The sequence below is a fragment of the Xylanibacter rarus genome (genome assembly GCF_001275135.1).
GTDB classification, from domain to species: Bacteria; Bacteroidota; Bacteroidia; order Bacteroidales; family Bacteroidaceae; genus Prevotella; species Prevotella rara.
Genome location: NZ_LFQU01000001.1, coordinates 12,354 through 31,302, shown reverse-complemented (window position 1 = coordinate 31,302; position 18,949 = coordinate 12,354). Strand labels below are relative to the sequence as shown.

General features: G+C 47.2%; 16 protein-coding genes and 1 tRNA gene. 7 read left to right on the top strand and 10 right to left on the bottom strand.

Annotated features, from left to right (window positions below; genetic code table 11):
* Positions 1-181: 181 nt before the first annotated feature.
* The 10 genes from ACU52_RS00125 to ACU52_RS00080 form a co-directional block, all read right to left on the bottom strand.
* Positions 182-1,588, bottom strand: coding sequence for a tetratricopeptide repeat protein (locus tag ACU52_RS00125; RefSeq protein WP_021855247.1), 1,407 nt, complete (start codon positions 1,586-1,588; stop codon positions 182-184).
* 104 nt (positions 1,589-1,692) lie between these two features.
* Positions 1,693-2,652 carry a PstS family phosphate ABC transporter substrate-binding protein gene (locus ACU52_RS00120; protein ID WP_021855246.1) on the bottom strand — a complete coding sequence of 320 codons (960 nt, stop codon included), beginning with the start codon at positions 2,650-2,652 and terminating at the stop codon, positions 1,693-1,695.
* A gap of 9 nt (positions 2,653-2,661) precedes the next feature.
* Positions 2,662-3,489, bottom strand: coding sequence for an energy transducer TonB (locus tag ACU52_RS00115; RefSeq protein WP_053397317.1), 828 nt, complete (start codon positions 3,487-3,489; stop codon positions 2,662-2,664).
* A 30-nt stretch (positions 3,490-3,519) separates the two neighbouring features.
* A complete protein-coding gene (locus ACU52_RS00110; protein ID WP_021855244.1) occupies positions 3,520-4,167 on the bottom strand; it encodes an ExbD/TolR family protein in 648 nt (215 codons plus the stop codon).
* A gap of 3 nt (positions 4,168-4,170) precedes the next feature.
* Positions 4,171-4,782, bottom strand: coding sequence for an ExbD/TolR family protein (locus tag ACU52_RS00105; RefSeq protein ID WP_021855243.1), 612 nt, complete (start codon positions 4,780-4,782; stop codon positions 4,171-4,173).
* Between the two features lie 29 nt (positions 4,783-4,811).
* The gene (locus tag ACU52_RS00100; RefSeq protein ID WP_053397316.1) at positions 4,812-5,645 is read right to left on the bottom strand and encodes a MotA/TolQ/ExbB proton channel family protein; all 834 of its coding nucleotides are present in this window, start codon (positions 5,643-5,645) and stop codon (positions 4,812-4,814) included.
* Between the two features lie 215 nt (positions 5,646-5,860).
* Positions 5,861-7,054: a pyridoxal phosphate-dependent aminotransferase gene (locus ACU52_RS00095; protein ID WP_021855241.1), complete on the bottom strand. Its 1,194-nt coding sequence runs from the start codon at positions 7,052-7,054 to the stop codon at positions 5,861-5,863.
* 122 nt (positions 7,055-7,176) lie between these two features.
* Entirely contained in the window at positions 7,177-8,385 is a 1,209-nt protein-coding gene (locus ACU52_RS00090; protein ID WP_053397315.1) for a bifunctional 3,4-dihydroxy-2-butanone-4-phosphate synthase/GTP cyclohydrolase II, read from the bottom strand.
* Positions 8,386-8,411: 26 nt separating this feature from the next.
* Positions 8,412-10,331, bottom strand: coding sequence for an LptF/LptG family permease (locus tag ACU52_RS00085; protein WP_082335109.1), 1,920 nt, complete (start codon positions 10,329-10,331; stop codon positions 8,412-8,414).
* A gap of 303 nt (positions 10,332-10,634) precedes the next feature.
* A complete protein-coding gene (locus tag ACU52_RS00080) occupies positions 10,635-11,033 on the bottom strand; it encodes an START-like domain-containing protein (RefSeq protein ID WP_021855238.1) in 399 nt (132 codons plus the stop codon).
* 130 nt (positions 11,034-11,163) lie between these two features.
* Between ACU52_RS00080 and ACU52_RS00075 the strand changes: the two genes are divergently transcribed.
* The 7 genes from ACU52_RS00075 (at position 11,164) to rodA (ending at position 18,748) form a co-directional block, all read left to right on the top strand.
* Positions 11,164-11,237, top strand: a tRNA-Met gene (locus ACU52_RS00075).
* Between the two features lie 1,069 nt (positions 11,238-12,306).
* Entirely contained in the window at positions 12,307-12,900 is a 594-nt protein-coding gene (locus ACU52_RS00070; RefSeq protein WP_021855236.1) for an IMP cyclohydrolase, read from the top strand.
* A 110-nt stretch (positions 12,901-13,010) separates the two neighbouring features.
* Positions 13,011-14,033, top strand: coding sequence for a rod shape-determining protein (locus tag ACU52_RS00065; RefSeq protein WP_021855235.1), 1,023 nt, complete (start codon positions 13,011-13,013; stop codon positions 14,031-14,033).
* A 3-nt stretch (positions 14,034-14,036) separates the two neighbouring features.
* A complete protein-coding gene (mreC, locus tag ACU52_RS00060; protein ID WP_021855234.1) occupies positions 14,037-14,900 on the top strand; it encodes a rod shape-determining protein MreC in 864 nt (287 codons plus the stop codon).
* Positions 14,901-14,916: 16 nt separating this feature from the next.
* Positions 14,917-15,417 carry a rod shape-determining protein MreD gene (gene mreD, locus ACU52_RS00055; RefSeq protein ID WP_021855233.1) on the top strand — a complete coding sequence of 167 codons (501 nt, stop codon included), beginning with the start codon at positions 14,917-14,919 and terminating at the stop codon, positions 15,415-15,417.
* A gap of 27 nt (positions 15,418-15,444) precedes the next feature.
* The gene (gene mrdA, locus ACU52_RS00050) at positions 15,445-17,298 is read left to right on the top strand and encodes a penicillin-binding protein 2 (RefSeq protein WP_053397314.1); all 1,854 of its coding nucleotides are present in this window, start codon (positions 15,445-15,447) and stop codon (positions 17,296-17,298) included.
* Entirely contained in the window at positions 17,279-18,748 is a 1,470-nt protein-coding gene (rodA, locus tag ACU52_RS00045) for a rod shape-determining protein RodA (RefSeq protein ID WP_053397313.1), read from the top strand. The genes mrdA and rodA overlap by 20 nt, the downstream gene beginning before the upstream one ends.
* Positions 18,749-18,949: the final 201 nt, after the last annotated feature.

Below are 18,949 nucleotides of genomic sequence, written 5' to 3'. Positions count from 1 at the left end.
TAAATATAACAAAATCCACCTTTTCTCATCTTTCGGGAAATGGTGGATTTTCTTTTCTGCATCAGCCAAATAGCTGCCATATATAAAATTACCCATACAATACAAAAATAAAAGCCTCTGGTGCATTAAAATGCGCCAGAGGCTATATTTATGTAAACCACATATTGTTGTTACTACTTTATTAGATACCCAATGCCTGCTTTGCAGTAGTGTTATTAGGATCTATCTCGAGGATAAGTTTCCAATACTTATCAGAATTAGCCTTGTCCTCTTTTATGTAATAATAATATCCGAGATATGAGTAAGGCTCAATAAGAAGCTTCGGATTATCAGGATTCTCCTTCTTAGCCAACTCGATATACTGCTCATAATAAGGTTTAGCCAAGCCCTGAGTTGTTTCCGGGTCAAGCTGTGAGTTGATACGTGCTCTCATTATTGTTGCATAAAGCAGGTTGGTAGGATATTTCTCTCCGAGCATGCCATAAACCTCATCAGCCTTCTTCAAAGCAGCAATCTTCTCTTCGTTAAGAGTTGCAATACTTGCAGCCTGATCAGCATAAAGTTTAGCCAATCCGTCGATATCACCTACAGAAGGTTTCTCAACAGCTTTCAGATATTCATCATAAAGAGCAAGTCCCTTAACATAATCTTTCTTTGCAATATATGCATCAGAAAGCTGCTTCTTAACATCATTGAGTGAAGAGTTAAGCTCAAGTGCCTTCTCAAACTGAGCAATAGCCTGGTCGAAAGCGCTGTCACCCATCAGTGCATATCCGTAATACTGATAGTCACGAGCAGAGAACTTAGCGCTGTCTGACTTGTTGAAAAGTGCATCAGCATACTTCAAGGCATTAGGATAATCCTTGAGGTCTGTGTAGTTATAGAAGCAGAGACGGTTCATGGCTGCGTCACGCGGATTCTTCTGAACACCATACTGAGAAATCTCAAGGCTCTTCTTTGAATCAGAAGAAAGATATGTGGCAGTTGCATACTCTGTCAGATAGTTCTCATTGAATTTGCCCAGATCAACCTTTGAGAAATATTCAATGGCCTTGTCAAAGCGGTTAGCTGTATAAAAGAAGTGTCCTGCTTCAGCATCTACAGGATAATCAGGCTGAACTGTACGAAGTTTCTCGAGCATCTGGACAGAAAGCTCCGGGCTGCGCTTACGGTAAATATTTGCATACTTGATGTAGCCCTGAGGATTCTTCGGATCCATCAGAGTAGCCTGCTGATACCATGTTGCAGCAGCACCGCCATCATTGTTTACAACCTCGATATCACCCATAAGGAGATAACCGGCAGCGTTGTTCTTGTCACGGTCGATAGCCATCTCTGCATATTTCTTGGCATTAAGAGTGTCCTTAATGTCGAGATATGCACGGCCAACACCTGCAATAGCAACTGCATTCTTCTTGTTTTCCTTGATAAAGTCCTTAACCTGGTCCTTAGCAGCATCAGGATTAGACTTGCTGTTAACAATAACTTTAGTAATGGCGTCAATCTGAGACTGTACGTCCTGCGCCATCATAGGAGCCGAAAACAATGTGAGAGCGGCTCCAGCCAATAAATATTTAATCGCATTCATAATCGCTATAATTAAATTGTAAATAGTTTAAGTTTTCTCACTCAGAACCGTTTGCATAAACAAGGCAGCCTTTATTAATATTGACTGCCTCAGGATGCAAAGGTTTAATCATCACCTACATTTACTGACCTTATTGTAATATCACCACGTACAGGCAACAAGCCTGACTTGAATATTATCAGCTGTCCCTTAGGCTGCTCTATAAAATGGGCAAAGCCCCATGGAAGACCATTGATAGGGTCATTAAGCAATGCATATATCGTTCTTACCAACGGATAACGTCCGTCGAGTAAGTATGCCTGGTATGGTTTCCAGCTATTCATGGCTGTAGCCGAGTCAAACCTGCTTACCGACATAACAGTTATATTCTTCTTGAATGTAGTGTTCGTTGTGTCGCGCTTGTCATTAAGCCAATTTGAACCGATGATACCAATGGCATTAGGAGTTTTCTCGACATAATCGATAACCTCCTTGCTCGTGTTTGTGGCAACAATGTTCGGACTGTTTATCAGCTTTCCGTCCAATATCGAGTCAACACAGAATGAAACCGTACTCGACTTGCTGTTGTCAAACACCACAAGTATCTCGCCGCGACTTGAACCGGGAACTATATCGCTCCATTTCTTTGCCTCTCCGCTGAGAACACGCTTTATGTTCTTGACAGAAATACAAGAATCTTTATTCTCTCTGTTTATGATAAGCGACAAGCCATCATAAGCCAAAGGTATAGCCACGGGCAAATAATTGCGTGACTTTAGATTCTCCAACTCATTTTTTGTGAAATTTCTTGATGCAATAACCAGCTGCAGACTGTCATTCATCAGCATCTTTATAGCATCATACTCATTTGTATAAATCGGAGTAAGCTTGGCATCCCGATATATACTTTCGAAGACCTGAACTTCTTCGTCGATTATAGGACTAAAACTTTCGTCAGAAGCGAACGAAATCGCTCCTGACGAATAAGTATCTGTTCTGCCGCTTTTGGGTTTGTCGGCACAAGCGGCCAACATGCCCGACAGCAGCATCAATCCTACCAAATTGTAGAATAGTTTTCTTCTCATATCACGTAATTACTGCAGTTTGAATGTTACTGGCAACGTATATCTTACGTTAACCGACGTACCGTTCTGCTTTCCAGGAGTCCAGTTAGGCATGCTGCTAACAACACGCACAGCCTCTCTGTCGAGAGACGGGTCAACAGACCTCAGGACTTTCACATTAGAAATAGAACCATTCTTACCTACAACGAACTGTACAATAACCTTACCCTGGATACCGTTCTCAGCAGCAACAACCGGATATTTGATGTTGTCTCTCAGCCAAGCCATCAAAGCGCCCTGTCCACCAGGGAATGAAGGCTGCTCTTCAACCACGTCAAACACCTTATTCTCCTCCTCGTTCTTTGGAGGTTCAGGCTGGGCAATTTCTTCCTTAGCTTTGAGCACTTCGCCGTCAAATTCGTCATTACCAACTACGTTGAACGCACCGATAGTAGTTTTTGTCTTCTGAAGGTCTTCCTGAGTTTTCATTTCCTCCTCAGGCTTTACCTCAGAGTCCTTCTTGATAACAGGAGCAGTAAACTTGATAGAGCTCTTTACCTTCTCTACAACTTTGGGCTGCTCGATTTTAGGAGTTACCTTTTTCTTCTCAACTTTCGGCGTCTTGTCTATTTTAGACAATTTAGCCTCAGTGACAATCGCAACTTTTTGGTTCGCCTCAATAACATTCTTAATAGCTATAGCCGAGAAAATAGCAACTGCAGCAATAAGTACGATAATGATAGACCAAAGGTTACGTTTTGCGGTACCCTTACGGAGCTTGTATGCTCCATATGCCTGGTTCTTTCCCTCGAACACGAGGTCACACCATGCATTAGATATAAGATCTATTTTTGACATTGTCTTTTCATTTTAAATGTTACTCAACGATTACTTCACTCCTTTTTTAGTAAGAAGGCCTTTGTCTTCAGGAGTAATGTTATCGATGACATACTTACCTATACTGCAAATCTGCATCTCATCCAGAGCATCAACCAAATTCTTATAAGAAGCATTGTCAGTTGCCTTGATAATGATTGTCAGGGTAGGAATCTTCTGCCCGTCAACTTCACCATTCTTCAGCTTCTCCAATTCTCTATTATATACAGAATCTGGGTATTTTCCAGGATTGCTCAACTTTTTGCTGTCGAGCTCGGCCTTAGCCTTCATAATCGTAGACACCGGTATGGTACCGTCTTCAGTGACATGGTTGATAAGGACCTTACGGATACCTTCCTTGCCCCAAGTTGTTTCTTTAAGGCAATTAGGATCATTGTAATTAGGAATACCTGCTACGTAGTAAATTTTGTCATTACCTGCAACGTAGATTGTAATAGTCTGCGAAGCCTTGGTAGCAGTTCTGTCCTCTTTCTGCACGTTCTCATCGTTACTTGGCATCGTCAGCTGCATTGTCTGAGGCTTGCTCAATGACGTACACAGCATGAAGAATGTGATAAGAAGCATCATCATGTCCACCATAGGCGTAAAGTCTACGCGTAGGTCAATCTTCTTCTGTTTGCTTTCTTTCTGCTTTGCCATGACTTATTCCTCCACTTTTTTGTAAGAAGTGATAAGATAGTAACGATTCTGATTCATGTCCTGAAGTTCAGACATTACTTTCTTGATAACCTTATAGGGTGTCTTCTCGTCAGCCTTGATAGCCAGTTTCATATCTGAGTTGTTGTCAGTAACTGTCTTAACCCACAACTGGAACTCGCTCATACCGCCGTCGATACTGTCTGTAGGAACGCCCTTATCTTTCTGATAGTCGTTCATGTGAGCTGCATCCTGACTCAGGAATGCGCCCATATCTTCCATAGACACACCGATATTGGTTGCGCTGCGAGAGTTTTTCATCTGAGTGCCGTTAAGGCTTACGCCAAACTGATCAGCCATAGTGCTGAGCGCGGCCTCCATATCGCCAGGTTTGTCCCAGCCCAAGAACACCTTGCCCCTACTGTCGATCAGTATGCTCAAGACGTTATTCTCCGGAACCTTTAGCTCCGATACCGAACCCGGCGTGAGAACCTTAACTGCCTCATTCTTAACGAATGTTGATGTCAACATGAAGAATGTAAGCAAGAGGACCATCACGTCGCTCATCGGAGTCATATCGATCCAGATCGCTTTTTTCTTAATTTTTACTTTACCCATAGTAATAAAATTTTAAAGGGTTAGTAAAATTAAGCTTCGTCTGCGTGATTGGCTTCGTATGTCTGAGCAATTGAATAACCAACCTCATCAAGGGCGTATGTCAGCTTGTCGATCTTGTTTGTGAATGTGTTATAAGAAATAACAGCAACCCAAGAAGTCAAAATACCGAATGCGGTGTTGATCAAAGCCTCAGAAATACCTGTAGACAATGCCAGAGAGTCACCACCACCACCGGCAGCCAAAGCCTGGAATGAACGAATCATACCGATAACGGTACCGAGAAGACCGGTAAGAGTACCGAGTGTAACGATAGTTGCGATGATAGGAAGGTTCATCTGCAGTGTAGGCATCTCAAGCTGAGTAGCCTCTTCGTGAGCCTGCTGGATCTTAGAAACCTTCTGAGCCTTCTTCATACCTGTTGTAGCTTCCATTTCCTTGTAAGCGCGGATAGAAGCAGAAACAACGTTAGCAACAGAACCTCTCTGCTTGTCGCAGATGCGCTGTGCTTCAGCGAAGTCGCCTTTGCTTACAGCAGCCTTAACGTTAAGAACGAACTTAGCAAGTGAGCCAGTTCCGAATGCAGAACGAAGAGCGATCCAACGCTCGATGCTCAGAGCGATTACAGTAAGCAAAAGTGTCTGGATGATAGGCACGATAACACCACCTTTGTAAATTGTACCGAGCAAGTTTGTCGGGTGACCTGCGGGATCGTTACCTGCGAAGTTTGCCGGATTACCAAGCAGATACTTGAAAATGCAAAGCGCAATAACGAAACATACAACGATAACCCAGATCGCTGCTCTAATACCTTGGAAGCCCTGATTTTTCTTTGTAGGGCTTGCTGCTTTTTGTGTAGTTGCCATAATTTTGAATTTAAATTTTAGTTATTAATAATTTAAGTTATAAAGTTTCCGATTAATGAAATTACAGTTTTTCCCTATATTTGCAAACAAGATCCCAAATAAGACTGCACAAAGATAACAATTAATGATCAATAAGAAGATTTATTAATAAGTTTTAACAGCGTTTCCTCTGTATTTTACATTAAAATATATTTGTGCAATCGTTATCTCGGCTGTTATTTAAGCTTAGCCAGCGCCTCCTTTATACGCCTCATAGCCTCACAAATATTCTCGTCGCTTGTGGCATAGCTCATTCTGAAACAAGCAGGATCGCCGAAAGCATCGCCTGCCACTGTAGCTACGTGAGCCACTTCGAGCAGATACATCGCAAGGTCTGTAGAAGTATTTATGACATGTCCTTCATAGCTCTTGCCGAAGAAATTACTGCACTTCGGGAACAGGTAGAAAGCTCCTTCGGGAACATTAACCTCAAGGCCCGGAATCTCCTTTGCAAGTTTTACTATAAGGTCACGACGGCGGTGGAATGCCTGTCTCATTGTCTCGACACACTCCTGCGAAGCAGTGTATGCCTCAACTGCAGCCTTCTGGCTAACTGAGCAAGGACCGCTGGTGTACTGTCCCTGAAGCTTGTTGCAGCCTTTCACGATCCATTCGGGAGCAGCAATATATCCGATACGCCATCCGGTCATTGCATAAGCCTTTGACACACCATTTACGATAATTGTCCTCTCCTTCATTCCGGGAACAAGCGCTATACTGTTATGCTTGCCAATATAGTTGATATGCTCATAAATCTCGTCGGCAATGACATACAGGTCTTCATGTCTTTTTATGACCTCAGCCAGTCCTTCGAGCTCTTCCTTTGAATAGACGCTTCCAGTAGGATTACTCGGAGAGCACAATATCAGCATTTTAGTTTTAGGTGTAATAGCCGCCTCAAGCTGCTGCGGAGTCATCTTGAAGTTCTGTTCAAACCCTGCCTCTACAATTACAGGCTCTCCTCCTGCCAGTTTAACCATCTGCGGATAACTAACCCAATATGGTGCCGGTATGATAACTTCGTCACCTTCATTAACGAGTGCCATCACAGCGTTGCAAACGCTCTGCTTTGCGCCGTTAGACACCAATACTTCATTGACTGTATATGTTAAGCCGTTCTCATTCTTAAGCTTTGCAACAATAGCCTCTCTCAAATCCATGTATCCCGGAACAGGTGAATATCTTGAGAAGTTGTTGTCAACAGCCTTCTTGGCAGCGTCCTTAATGTGGTCAGGTGTGTTAAAGTCTGGTTCACCCACGCTCATATTAATAACGTCAATACCTTGTGCTTTCATCTCGCCACTTTTCTGTGACATGGCGAGAGTGGCTGAAGGTGCCAAGCGATTAAGACGGTCTGATAATTGTGCCATTGTCATATATTAAATTTATGCTCCTGCAAATTTAAGCAATTTATTCGTTCTATAAAAATAAATGATGTTATATTTTTATTCCAATTATTAAAATGATTTTTTTACAAATGTTTTTTTTACAATTACAAATGTAAAGTATGTCCCATGCGGTCTTTTTTTGTCTTCAAGTACTTATAATCGTACTCGTTAGGCGTTATTTCGATTGGAACATTTTCAACAATTTCAAGGCCGTAAGCCTCAAGGCCTACACGCTTTGTAGGATTGTTGGTGATAAGTCGCATCTTGTGCACGCCGAGCTTGCGCAGCATCTGCGCGCCGCAGCCGTAGTCGCGCTCATCGGGCTTGAATCCGAGATGTATGTTTGCATCAACGGTATCAAGGCCTTCTTCCTGCAGCTTATAGGCCTCAATCTTGTTCATAAGTCCTATGCCGCGTCCTTCCTGCTGCATATATATCAGCACGCCCTTGCCTTCTTTCTCTATCATCTGCATGGCCTTGTGCAGCTGCTGTCCGCAATCGCAGCGCATGCTTCCGAACACATCTCCGGTGGCGCATGAAGAATGAACACGCACGAGCACAGGCTCGTCTTCTTTCCACTCACCCTTTATCAGGGCCATGTGCTCGAGTCCGCTGCTGGTCTGACGGAACGGAACAAGCTTGAAATGTCCGTATTCAGTCGGCATATCCACCATAGTGCCTACGCTTATCAGCGACTCTCGCTGCAGTCTGTATGCAATGAGGTCCTTAATTGTTATGACTTTAAGATTATATTTTGCTGCGAACTCCACGAGTTGCGGAAGACGTGCCATCGTACCGTCGTCGTTCATTATCTCCATCAGCGCACCTGCCGGATAAAGGCCAGAGAGCTTGCAGAGGTCTATTGTTGCCTCCGTGTGTCCGCTTCTTCTGAGCACGCCGTTGTCCTGTGCATAAAGCGGATTTACGTGGCCAGGGCGTCCGAATGTCCTTGGCGTAGCCTCCGGATCGGCAAGAGCCTTGATTGTCTCGGCCCTGTCGTGAGCCGACACGCCGGTAGAACAGCCATCGAGCTTATCCACTGTAACAGTGAAAGGAGTGCCCAACACTGATGTGTTTTCTACAACCTGACGCGGAAGGTCAAGCTCATCGCATCTGCTTATCGTTATCGGCGCACAGAGCACGCCACGAGCATGCTTCAGCATGAAATTAACCTTCTCTGCTGTAATTTTTTCAGCGGCAATAATAAGATCGCCCTCATTTTCGCGGTCTTCATCGTCTACGACAATTACAAACTCGCCTCTCTTGAAGTCCTCAAGAGCTTCTTCGATTGTATTAATTTTTAAATTTTCCATAAACAGCGTTTACCTTATTATATATATCAGGCCTTTGACGTGCCTGAGCTATTTAACTCTTCTATACGTGCTATCACGGCATCATTGGTCTGTCTGATGACCTTCAGGTCGCGCATGAGCCGCAGGCGGAAGCGCCACATGCGCAAATAGAGGAACAGGCCCACCGGAACGATGATTGCCGCAACCACATTCATCCATTTGCGGTCGAACGGGCGCGTATGCGCCTTTACTGCCATGAAAGGATAAGCGTTAAGACATGAAAGTATCACCTTGTCCTTCGTGTTCGACAAATCCTCGATGACAGTCTCTATCTTCTCGTTGATTTCCTCGATTGTATGGTCAGGCCTGTACTTGAAGAACACCTTAATTATATTAGGCGCAAGCCAAAGATTGTGTTCGCGGGCATAGTCGCCAATCTCACGGTTCACTTCGGTCAGAGTTGCCGAGTCGGCCGCATAGTCGGGATCGGTTATTATAACCTCCTTCTTGAACACGGCACGCTTTATCCTGAGTCCGAATATCTTCATGAAGAAGTTGCGGTAGAGGTCGAGATTGAACACGACAGAGTCGTTGTTGGCCTTGTATGTGAAGAATATTGCGAGCGGCGTAAGCACAGCCGTAGCGATGCTCTTACCGAACCATATTGCCCACATACCGCCTCGCGACATGCGGTAGCCTGTATTCTCGAAAATATAATACACGATGAACACCAGCACGGAGATAATCACCGGAACGCCAAGTCCGCCCTTACGGATGATGGCACCCAGGGGCGCACCGATAAAGAAGAATATCAGGCACGAAAGCGACAATGTAAACTTGTTGATGGCCTCTATCTTGTGCTGTCGTATAAGCTTGTCGCCGTCTGCCGTTATCATGCCCTTAAAGTCGAGGTCGTTCATTTCGCGCTGCACCTTGCTGAGGGCCGCATCAACAGCCTCAAGCTTTCTGTCGGCAGAAAGTCTCGAATAGACAGAGTCGAAGCTGTAAGTCTTTGTCCCGGCCATCTTGACGGCTCTCAGAGAGTCTTTCTTTGACACAGCCACGGGAGAATAATACGACATCTTGGCATCTTTGTAGAACACACGGCCGACGCTGTCGTACACGTGGTTAAGCGAATCGACGTCGCGGTTGATCTGTCCGATGCTCTTTCCGCGTGCGTTGTTCGAGAGCGCACTTGCGTCGGCAACGTTAAAGTCGGCATCGAAATCGAGCACTATCCTCTTCTTGACAAAGGTCTCGCGGCGATAAGGCACGCTTACGCCTGCCGAAAACTCCTGCGACTTCATGTTTTCAAACCATTCGCCGCTGTGCAGCGTAAGCACAAGATGCTTTTTCTCTGCCGTAGACTGCAGCATGCCCGAGTCGGCCAGAATTATGGCGGCATCGTCATAGCTGTCGGTCATCTTATAAATCATCACACCGTAGAGCATGCCTGTCTTTATGTCCTTTTTCTGCACATACAGGTTACACTGCGGAATGCCGTCATAGAATATACCCTCGGGAATCTCCAGTTCGGGACTCTTCTGCTTCATGGAAAGGAGCAGCCTCGAGAACGACATGTTGGCACTCGGAGCCACTACGTCCTGAAAATAGAAAGAGCCCAAGGCTATGAATATGACGATGACCACAAGCGAGCGGAACGCCTGCATAAGCGATATGCCCGCAGCCTTGATGGCCGTAAGCTCGCTGCTCTCGCCCAAGTTACCGAAGGCGATAAGCGACGAAAGCAGGATGGCCAGCGGAAGCGCCTGCGGCACGAGCATAAGACTCATATACCAGAAGAACTGGGCCAGCACGTCCATGGTCAGACCCTTACCGATGAGCTGGTCGACATAGCGCCAAAGAAACTGCATCATCAGCACGAACTGACATATAAAGAACGTTCCGACAAAGAGGAGTCCGAACTGTTTTGCGATAAATTTATCTAATTTTTTGACTCTAAGAATCATTTTTATGCTAATTCTGACATTTATACAGCAGATTTACCAGCTTGCAAAATTAGCACAAAAATATCACAAACCACAACGTTTTGCGTTTTTTATTTAATAAAAGATGTATATGGCACCGCCATCCTGCCACGCCGCAACGCAAAGCAATCAACAGCACAAGGTACGGAACCGCGCCCTAAAAGCGCATGCAAACGGCATGCCAAAGCCACGGACACCGGCATGAAACAATATGCCGGCGAGAGCCGCGAAGCCGCGCAACGCGGGATGACGGACACAAAAAAAACAAAGGCTACGAAGCCGCTAAAGCCCCGTAGCCCGTCTAAGCGCACTGAGATTTGCCTGCCAGATATCCACCACGGTATCCTTTTCGCCCTCGGGGGCAAAGTCGGTTATCATCAGGACAAAATCACCCGTTACGTCACTTTTGTTCATTTTCAGTTCCCAATACGTGTCCTTATACTCCTCGCCGCACCATCTGAAGCGTATATAGTCGAACTTCTTCTTGTCTATCACAGCCGAAGTTCTAATCTCATGGTCGCTCCACACGTTACCCCATGTGAAGGTAAACAAATCGCCATTAAGCCTTACTTCATCCGAAAGCCATTTGGCCAATCCTTCAGGCGTGCTCAGCATCGACCATATAAATCCGGCCGACTTAGAACGCAGCTCATGTTCAATGTTTACTTTGTTTTTCTCCATAGTTTAAAGGCATTTCATTGGTTATTTGCCACAAATTTACGTCTTTCGCATAAGATTTTGATAAAAAGTTGAAATATTTTTTGGTGTTTAAAGAAATTGTATTACCTTTGCAACCGCAAAGAAAAATGATGGCGGGGTAGCTCAGCTGGTTAGAGCGTCGGATTCATAATCCGGAGGTCGTGGGTTCGGGTCCCACCCCCGCTACAACAAGAGCCGCAACAGACGTTGCGGCTCTTTTATTTTATATTCTCTTAAGCCAATTTAAGCCTCAACCCTCCCCACACGCACCAACAAAAAAGGCCGGCAACCGGTCAACGCATGAACGGACAAAGCCTGCACGTAAAACAAGTTGCCGCTCACACAAAAGAAACCCCGAAGCAGACAAAGCACAAAATAGACAACAAGACAAGACGACCACAACAGACAATAAAATCAAGCAGTAACAGGTGAACCACCATCAGGCAAGCCACAGCAACACACGACACATTGACAGAATAAGCCCCAAAACGCTTGCATTTTGATTTACAACAAGGCTCCAGAACTCAGCTTTTCAGAAACAGACACGCATACGGCTTAAAATAACGCGCAAATCGTGTGCAATCATAAAGCACTGTAATACCGGACGATACGAAGGACACAGATAAAATGTGCAACAAAAATCACCGGAAAGCAGCACGAAAATCCACATTTCAAGCAACAAAAGCCGGTCAATACGGACGCGAAAACTTGCCTTTTACAAAGCGAAAGGCATCAAACGGAAATGTGAAACCTATGCTTTTGCATTGTTTAGTAAAGAAAATTCCGAACAAGCCGCAAAACAACGGCTGCACAAATTCTATTTCGAGCAGAAACGCGTACAAAATCACAATGACACATTGCACCATAAAACAGCCATAATGCTTACACCCTACGACACAGAACCTGACCGCAGGCAGACAACAGCCGGAACAGAAACAAGCATCAAAACATACGGACGGAAGACTGCCAAATCACTTGGTATCAGGTCATAAGATGCACAGCAACGTGCCATAACATACACGCAAAACACGATACGGACATAACGCAACAGACTACAAGAAGGCAAGTCCGGCGCAGCCAAAGCCGGAAAGGCCCGGCATAACCCGGCGAGACACATTTCAAACGCCAAAACACCATGCACTGCCCGCATTTATTGTCCTAAATCAAAACATTTATAATTTTTGGTTGAAATATATTGTAAAATCAACGTTTTTTAGTAACTTTGCACTCTAAAAAACAGATAATTTTTAAAGACATGGCTGAAACAAAAAGAATCAAGACCGCACTCGTGTCCGTGTTTCACAAAGACGGACTCGACGAGCTGCTGGCTAAGCTGAACGAAGAAGGAGTAAAGTTTTTATCTACAGGCGGCACACAGAAGTTTATCGAGTCGCTCGGATATGAATGCCAGGCCGTAGAGAGCGTAACGACATATCCCTCTATCCTGGGAGGACGCGTGAAGACTCTTCACCCCAAAGTATTCGGAGGCATCCTCGGCCGCCGCGACAACGAAGGCGACCAGGAGCAGATGAAGCAGTATGAAATACCTGAAATCGACCTAGTTATCGTAGACCTCTATCCTTTCGAGCAGACCGTTGCAAGCGGAGCTTCTGAGGCCGACATAATCGAAAAGATAGACATTGGCGGAATATCTCTGATACGCGCCGGAGCAAAGAACTTCAAAGACGTGGTGATCGTGCCCAGCAAGGCTGAATATGGCGTGCTGCTCGACATCCTCAACAAGAAGGGCGCACAGACCGACATCGAAGACCGCCGCATGCTGGCTACACGCGCCTTCGGCGTAAGCAGCCACTACGACACCGCCATTCACGAATGGTTTGAAAAATAAGACACAGACAAGACAATCCGCTCGACGTCTTTCGCCCTGCCGGGCGAAAGACGCAAGACTTCAAGAAGAGACAATAAAATTATATTTATAGCTATAAACTTTATCAAGTAATGGGATTTTTTTCTTTTATCCAGGAGATCGCAATGGATCTCGGCACGGCCAACACCATCATTATCAGTGATGACAAGATTGTTGTTGACGAGCCGTCTGTAGTAGCGCTCGACCGCCGCACAGACAAAATGATAGCCGTAGGCGAAAAGGCTAAGATGATGTATGAGAAGACTCATGACAACATCCGCACGATACGCCCGCTGCGCGACGGCGTCATAGCCGACTTCACTGCCTGTGAGCAGATGATGCGCGGACTTATCAAGATGGTACACACCGGAAGACGTTTCTTCTCGCCTTCACTCCGCATGGTGATAGGCGTGCCGTCTGGCTCTACCGAAGTTGAGCTGCGCGCCGTGCGCGACTCTGCCGAGCACGCCGACGGACGCGACGTCTACCTCATATTCGAGCCTATGGCTGCTGCCATCGGCATCGGCATCGACGTTGAAGCTCCCGAAGGTAACATGATTGTCGACATCGGCGGCGGAAGCACCGAGATTGCCGTAATTTCTCTCGGAGGCATCGTGTCGAACAACTCTATCCGCACTGCCGGCGACGACCTCACTGCCGAAATTCAGGAGTACATGAGCCGCCAGCACAATGTCAAGGTCAGCGAACGTATGGCCGAGCGCATCAAGATACACGTAGGATCGGCACTGACAGACCTTGGAGAAGAAGCTCCCGAAGACTATGTAGTACACGGACCTAACAAGATTACGGCCCTGCCTATGGAGGTGCCCGTATGCTATCAGGAGATAGCCCACTGTCTTGACCGCACCATCGCCAAGATAGAGAACGCCGTGCTCTCTGCTCTCGAGAAGACTCCGCCTGAGCTTTATGCCGACATCGTAAAGAACGGTATCTACCTCACCGGAGGAGGCGCACTGCTCAGAGGTCTCGACAAACGTCTCACCGACAAGATTAACATCCAGTTCCACGTGGCCGACGATCCTTTGCACAGCGTAGCAAAAGGAGCGGGTATTGCATTGAAGAACGTTGACCGCTTCTCGTTCTTGATGAGATAAGCCATGCGCAACCTACTGGAATTTCTTGCGAAATATAACCACTGGTTTCTCTTTGTCATACTTGAAGTTATCAGCCTGACGCTGCTGTTCAGATTCAACAGCTATCAGGGCAGCGTGTTCTTCTCGTCGGCCAATGCCGTAACCGGAAAGGTATACGAATGGGACGCTGCAGTGAAGACATTCTTCAACCTGACAAAGATAAACCAGCAACTCAATACGCGCAACCTTTATCTCGAGCAGACAGTAAGGAAGCTGTCTGAACAGATAAAGAGCAACACGGGCGACTCTACACGCCTTCAGCGCGCACAGATGGAGATACTGAAAGACTACAAGCTCATACCGGCAAAGGTTATAACCAACTCTATCGACAAGAGAGACAACTTTATAACCCTTGACAAAGGCTCGGCCGACGGCGTGCGCAAGGACATGGGCGTGGCCTGTGGAAACGGCGTCGTGGGCGTAGTTTACATGGTGTCAGAGCATTATTCTGTGGTCATACCGGTGCTCAACTCCAAGTCGAACATCAGCGTCACCATCAAGAAGCGCGGCTATTACGGATATCTGCACTGGACAGGCGGTGCGGCAGAGCTGGCCTATGTAGACGACATCCCGCGCCACGCACACTTCCGCCTCGGCGACCTTGTTGAGACGAGCGGCTACTCTTCGATATTCCCTCCGGGCATTATCGTAGGACAGATACTGCACGTATACAACTCGCACGACGGACTCTCTTACAGAATACAGGTGCGTCTTACAACTGATTTCGGCAACATCCGCGATGTATGCATCATTGACAATTCGGCAATGGAGGAGCGCATCAACCTGCTCCGCTCGGCTGAAGACTCATTAAAAATAAAGCAGAACTAAGGATAACGACAACAGAATGAACATAGAAATAATAAAACAGTTTCTCACATTCATCATCCTATGTCTGGCACAGGCCCTGGTGCTCAACCACATCAACTTGTTCGGTTGCGCCACGCCGCTGCTGTATGTATATTTCATACTGCTGTTCAGACACGACTATCCCCGATGGGGCACACTGCTTTGGAGCTTCTTCACAGGTCTCTGCATCGACATTTTCTCCAACACCCCGGGCGTGGCGGCAACGTCGACCACACTGCTCGGCCTGATGCAGCCATACGTTCTCAATCTGTTCATACAGCGTGACTCGCCTGAAGACCTCAAGCCTACGATAAGATCGCTGGGCATGGCAAAATTTATCTACTACACGATAATATGCGTTTTCGCTTACAACATCATATTCTTCACCATTGAGTCGTTCAACTTCTTCAACTGGCTGCAATGGCTCAAAAACATCGGCGGAAGCACCGTGCTCACCGTAATCCTGATAATTGTAATCGAAAACGTCAGAAAAAGATAATGTTCTAAAAGCAGGAAAGGCCGGATTATGGACAAGGAATACGGACTTGAATACAGACGTTATGTCATTGCGGGAGTGGCTATATTCATAGTCACCGTCTACATCATACGCCTTTTCACGCTGCAGATAATGAGCGACGACTACAAGAAAAACGCCGACAGCAACGCTTTCCTCAAGAAAGTTGAGTTTCCGGCGCGTGGCGTCATATCCGACAGAAACGGCAAACTGCTTGTATACAACCAGAATGCCTACGACATAATGGTGGTGATGAACGAGGAGAAAGGAAGACTCGACACCACCGAATTCTGCAATTCTCTTGGCATAACAAAAGAGTTTTTCATCAAGAGAATGGAGGAGATAAAAGACCGCAACAAGAATCCTGGCTACTCACGCTTTACGCAGCAGCTCTTCATGAGCCAGCTGTCAGAAAAAGAGTTCAGCGTATTTCAGGAAAAGATTTACCGCTTTCCGGGCTTCTACGTACAGCGCCGAAGCGTAAGACAATACACCATGCCGTATGCCGCACACGTACTTGGCGACGTGGCTGAAGTGTCGGCAGCCGACATAGAGGAAGATTCCTACTATCAGCCCGGCGACTACATAGGCAAGATGGGCGTGGAGAAGTCATACGAAAAGCAGCTGCGCGGCGAGAAGGGCGTGCAGATAATGCTGCGCGACGCCCACGGACGGATACAGGGCAGCTACATGAACGGAAAGTTCGACCGCAGGCCTGTGCCCGGCAAAGACCTCACTCTGAGCCTCGACATAAAACTGCAGGCACTGGGCGAGAGGCTCCTTGAGGGAAAGATAGGCAGCATCGTGGCCATCGAGCCGTCCACCGGCGAGGTGCTGTGCATGGTATCATCGCCTACATACGACCCGAGGACAGTAACTGGACGCAAGCGCGGAAAGATGCACGCCATGCTCTCACGCAACCCGTGGAAGCCGCTGCTCAACCGTTCTATCATGGGTATGTATCCTCCGGGCTCAACATTCAAGACCACACAAGGCCTCACCTTCCTTACCGAAGGCATAATAGGTCCGGGCACATCGTTCCCCTGCCATCACGGATTCTACTGCCGCGGACTCCACGTAGGATGCCACGGCCACGCCTCACCCATAAGCCTTGTACCAGCAATAGGAACATCCTGCAACGGCTACTTCTGCTGGGGACTCTACTATATGCTCGGCAACAGGAAGAAATACAAGAATGTACAGGAAGGCATGAACACATGGCGCGACTACATGGTGAGCATGGGATTCGGCTACAAACTGGGCATCGACCTGTCCGGAGAGAAACGAGGCCTGATACCAAACGCACAATATTACGACAAGGCACACAGGGGTTCATGGAATGCCCTGACCGTAATCAGCATCGCCATAGGACAGGGCGAGGTGCTGCTTACGCCGCTGCAAATAGCCAACCTCGGGGCAACGATAGCCAACCGCGGATACTTCTACACACCGCACGTGGTGAAGAAGGTGAAGGGCGAACAGCTCGAAGCCAAGTTCAGAGAGAAACATTACACAAAAGCCAGCCGCAGGGCATACGAATATATCGTGGCAGGCATGAGGCGTGCAGTAACCGGAGGAACCTGCCGCGCCGCCGACAGGGCCGACTATGAGGTGTGCGGAAAGACCGGTACGGCACAGAACCACGGACAAGACCACTCTATCTTCATGGGCTTCGCGCCGATGAACAATCCTAAGATAGCCATCGCCGTGTATGTTGAAAACGGCGGATTCGGCGCCGACTATGGTGTGCCTATCGGCGCACTTATGATGGAACAGTATATCAAAGGCAAGCTCTCGCCCGAATCAGAGAAGAGGGCGACCGACTTCCAGCGCAGACGTATAAGTTATGGGGCAGCAAACAGATAAACAACCAAGCGTACTTCGTTCACTCGACTGGTGGACGATAGGCATATATTTGGCTCTGCTGGCATTCGGCTGGCTGAGCGTGTGCGGTGCAAGCTATACCTACGGCGACACCGACATATTCAGTCTGAGCACACGCTCGGGCATGCAGATAGTGTGGATAGGCACGTCTATCTGCCTCGGCTTCGTGCTGCTGATGCTCGACGACCGCTTCTACGACACGTTCGCCTATATCATATATGCCATACTGCTGTTGCTGCTGTTTGCAACGATATTCAACCCCCACGAGATAAAAGGCTCGCGCTCATGGCTCGTGCTTGGCCCGCTGCGACTGCAGCCTGCCGAGTTTGCCAAGTTTGCCACAGCCCTTGCCGTGTCGAAACTTATGAGCACCTACGGCTTCAACATGCACAGATGGAAAGACATGGCGGCTGCCTTCGCGGTGGTATTGCTGCCGATGCTCTTCATCGTGGCACAGAAAGAAACCGGCTCGGCACTGGTCTACATATCCTTCTTCCTCATGTTCTACCGCGAGGGAATGACCGGCAGCGTGCTGTTCACGGGCGTTGCAATGGTTATCTATTTCGTTGTGGGCATACGTTACGAGGAAGCTCTGATGTTCGACACTACGACATCAATAGGCAAGTTTGCCGTACTGCTGCTCGTACAGATATTCACGTCGGGCATGGTCTACGTCTACTGCAAGGACAAGCAGCAGGCCCTGACCATACTTGTCTACTCTGTAGGCATAACTCTCCTCGCGCTTCTTTTCGCCGTGTTCGTCATCCCGTTCGACATCGTATGGGTGCAGCTGGCTGTCAGCGCAGGTCTTGTGGGATATCTGGTCTACCTATGGATGAACAGGCGCATAAAGCACTATCTTTACATCCTGCTGTTCACAATCGGCTCAATAGCCTTCTTCTATTCGGCCGACTATGTGCTCAACAATATCATGGAGCCCCACCAGAGGGTGCGTATCAACGTTCTGCTTGGCCTCGACGAAGACCTTGCCGGAGCGGGATACAACGTCCACCAGAGCGAGATAGCCATCGGCTCGGGCGGACTGAAAGGCAAAGGATTCCTGAACGGCACACAGACCAAGCTGAAATTCGTGCCCGAACAGGACACCGACTTCATCTTCTGCACCGTGGGAGAAGAAGAAGGCTTCCTCGGTTCGGCAGGCGTGCTGCTGCTGTTCCTTGCGCTCATACTGCGCCTTATAAAGATGGCCGAACGGCAGCCGTTCAAGTTTGGCCGTGTCTACGGCTACTGCGTCCTGAGCATATTCCTCTTCCACGTGTTCATCAACGTGGGCATGGTGCTCGGTCTTACGCCTGTCATAGGTATCCCCCTGCCCTTCTTCAGCTATGGAGGTTCGTCATTATGGGGCTTCACCATACTGCTGTTCATTTTCCTTAGAATTGACGCGGGACGCAACCTGATAAGGACATAACGCAGAAAACCGCTATAACCACGGCAACAAGCCGTCGAGGCTATATGCAAATAAATATATTATAAAAGCAACAAATGCGGCATTACGCACAACAGGTACGTGATGCCGCATTTTTATTTCTCAGAAACAAGAATCAGGATAGACTTGAACTAAAAAATTTTTCTTAAAACTCATCACTCATCACATTAGTGCTTAACATAT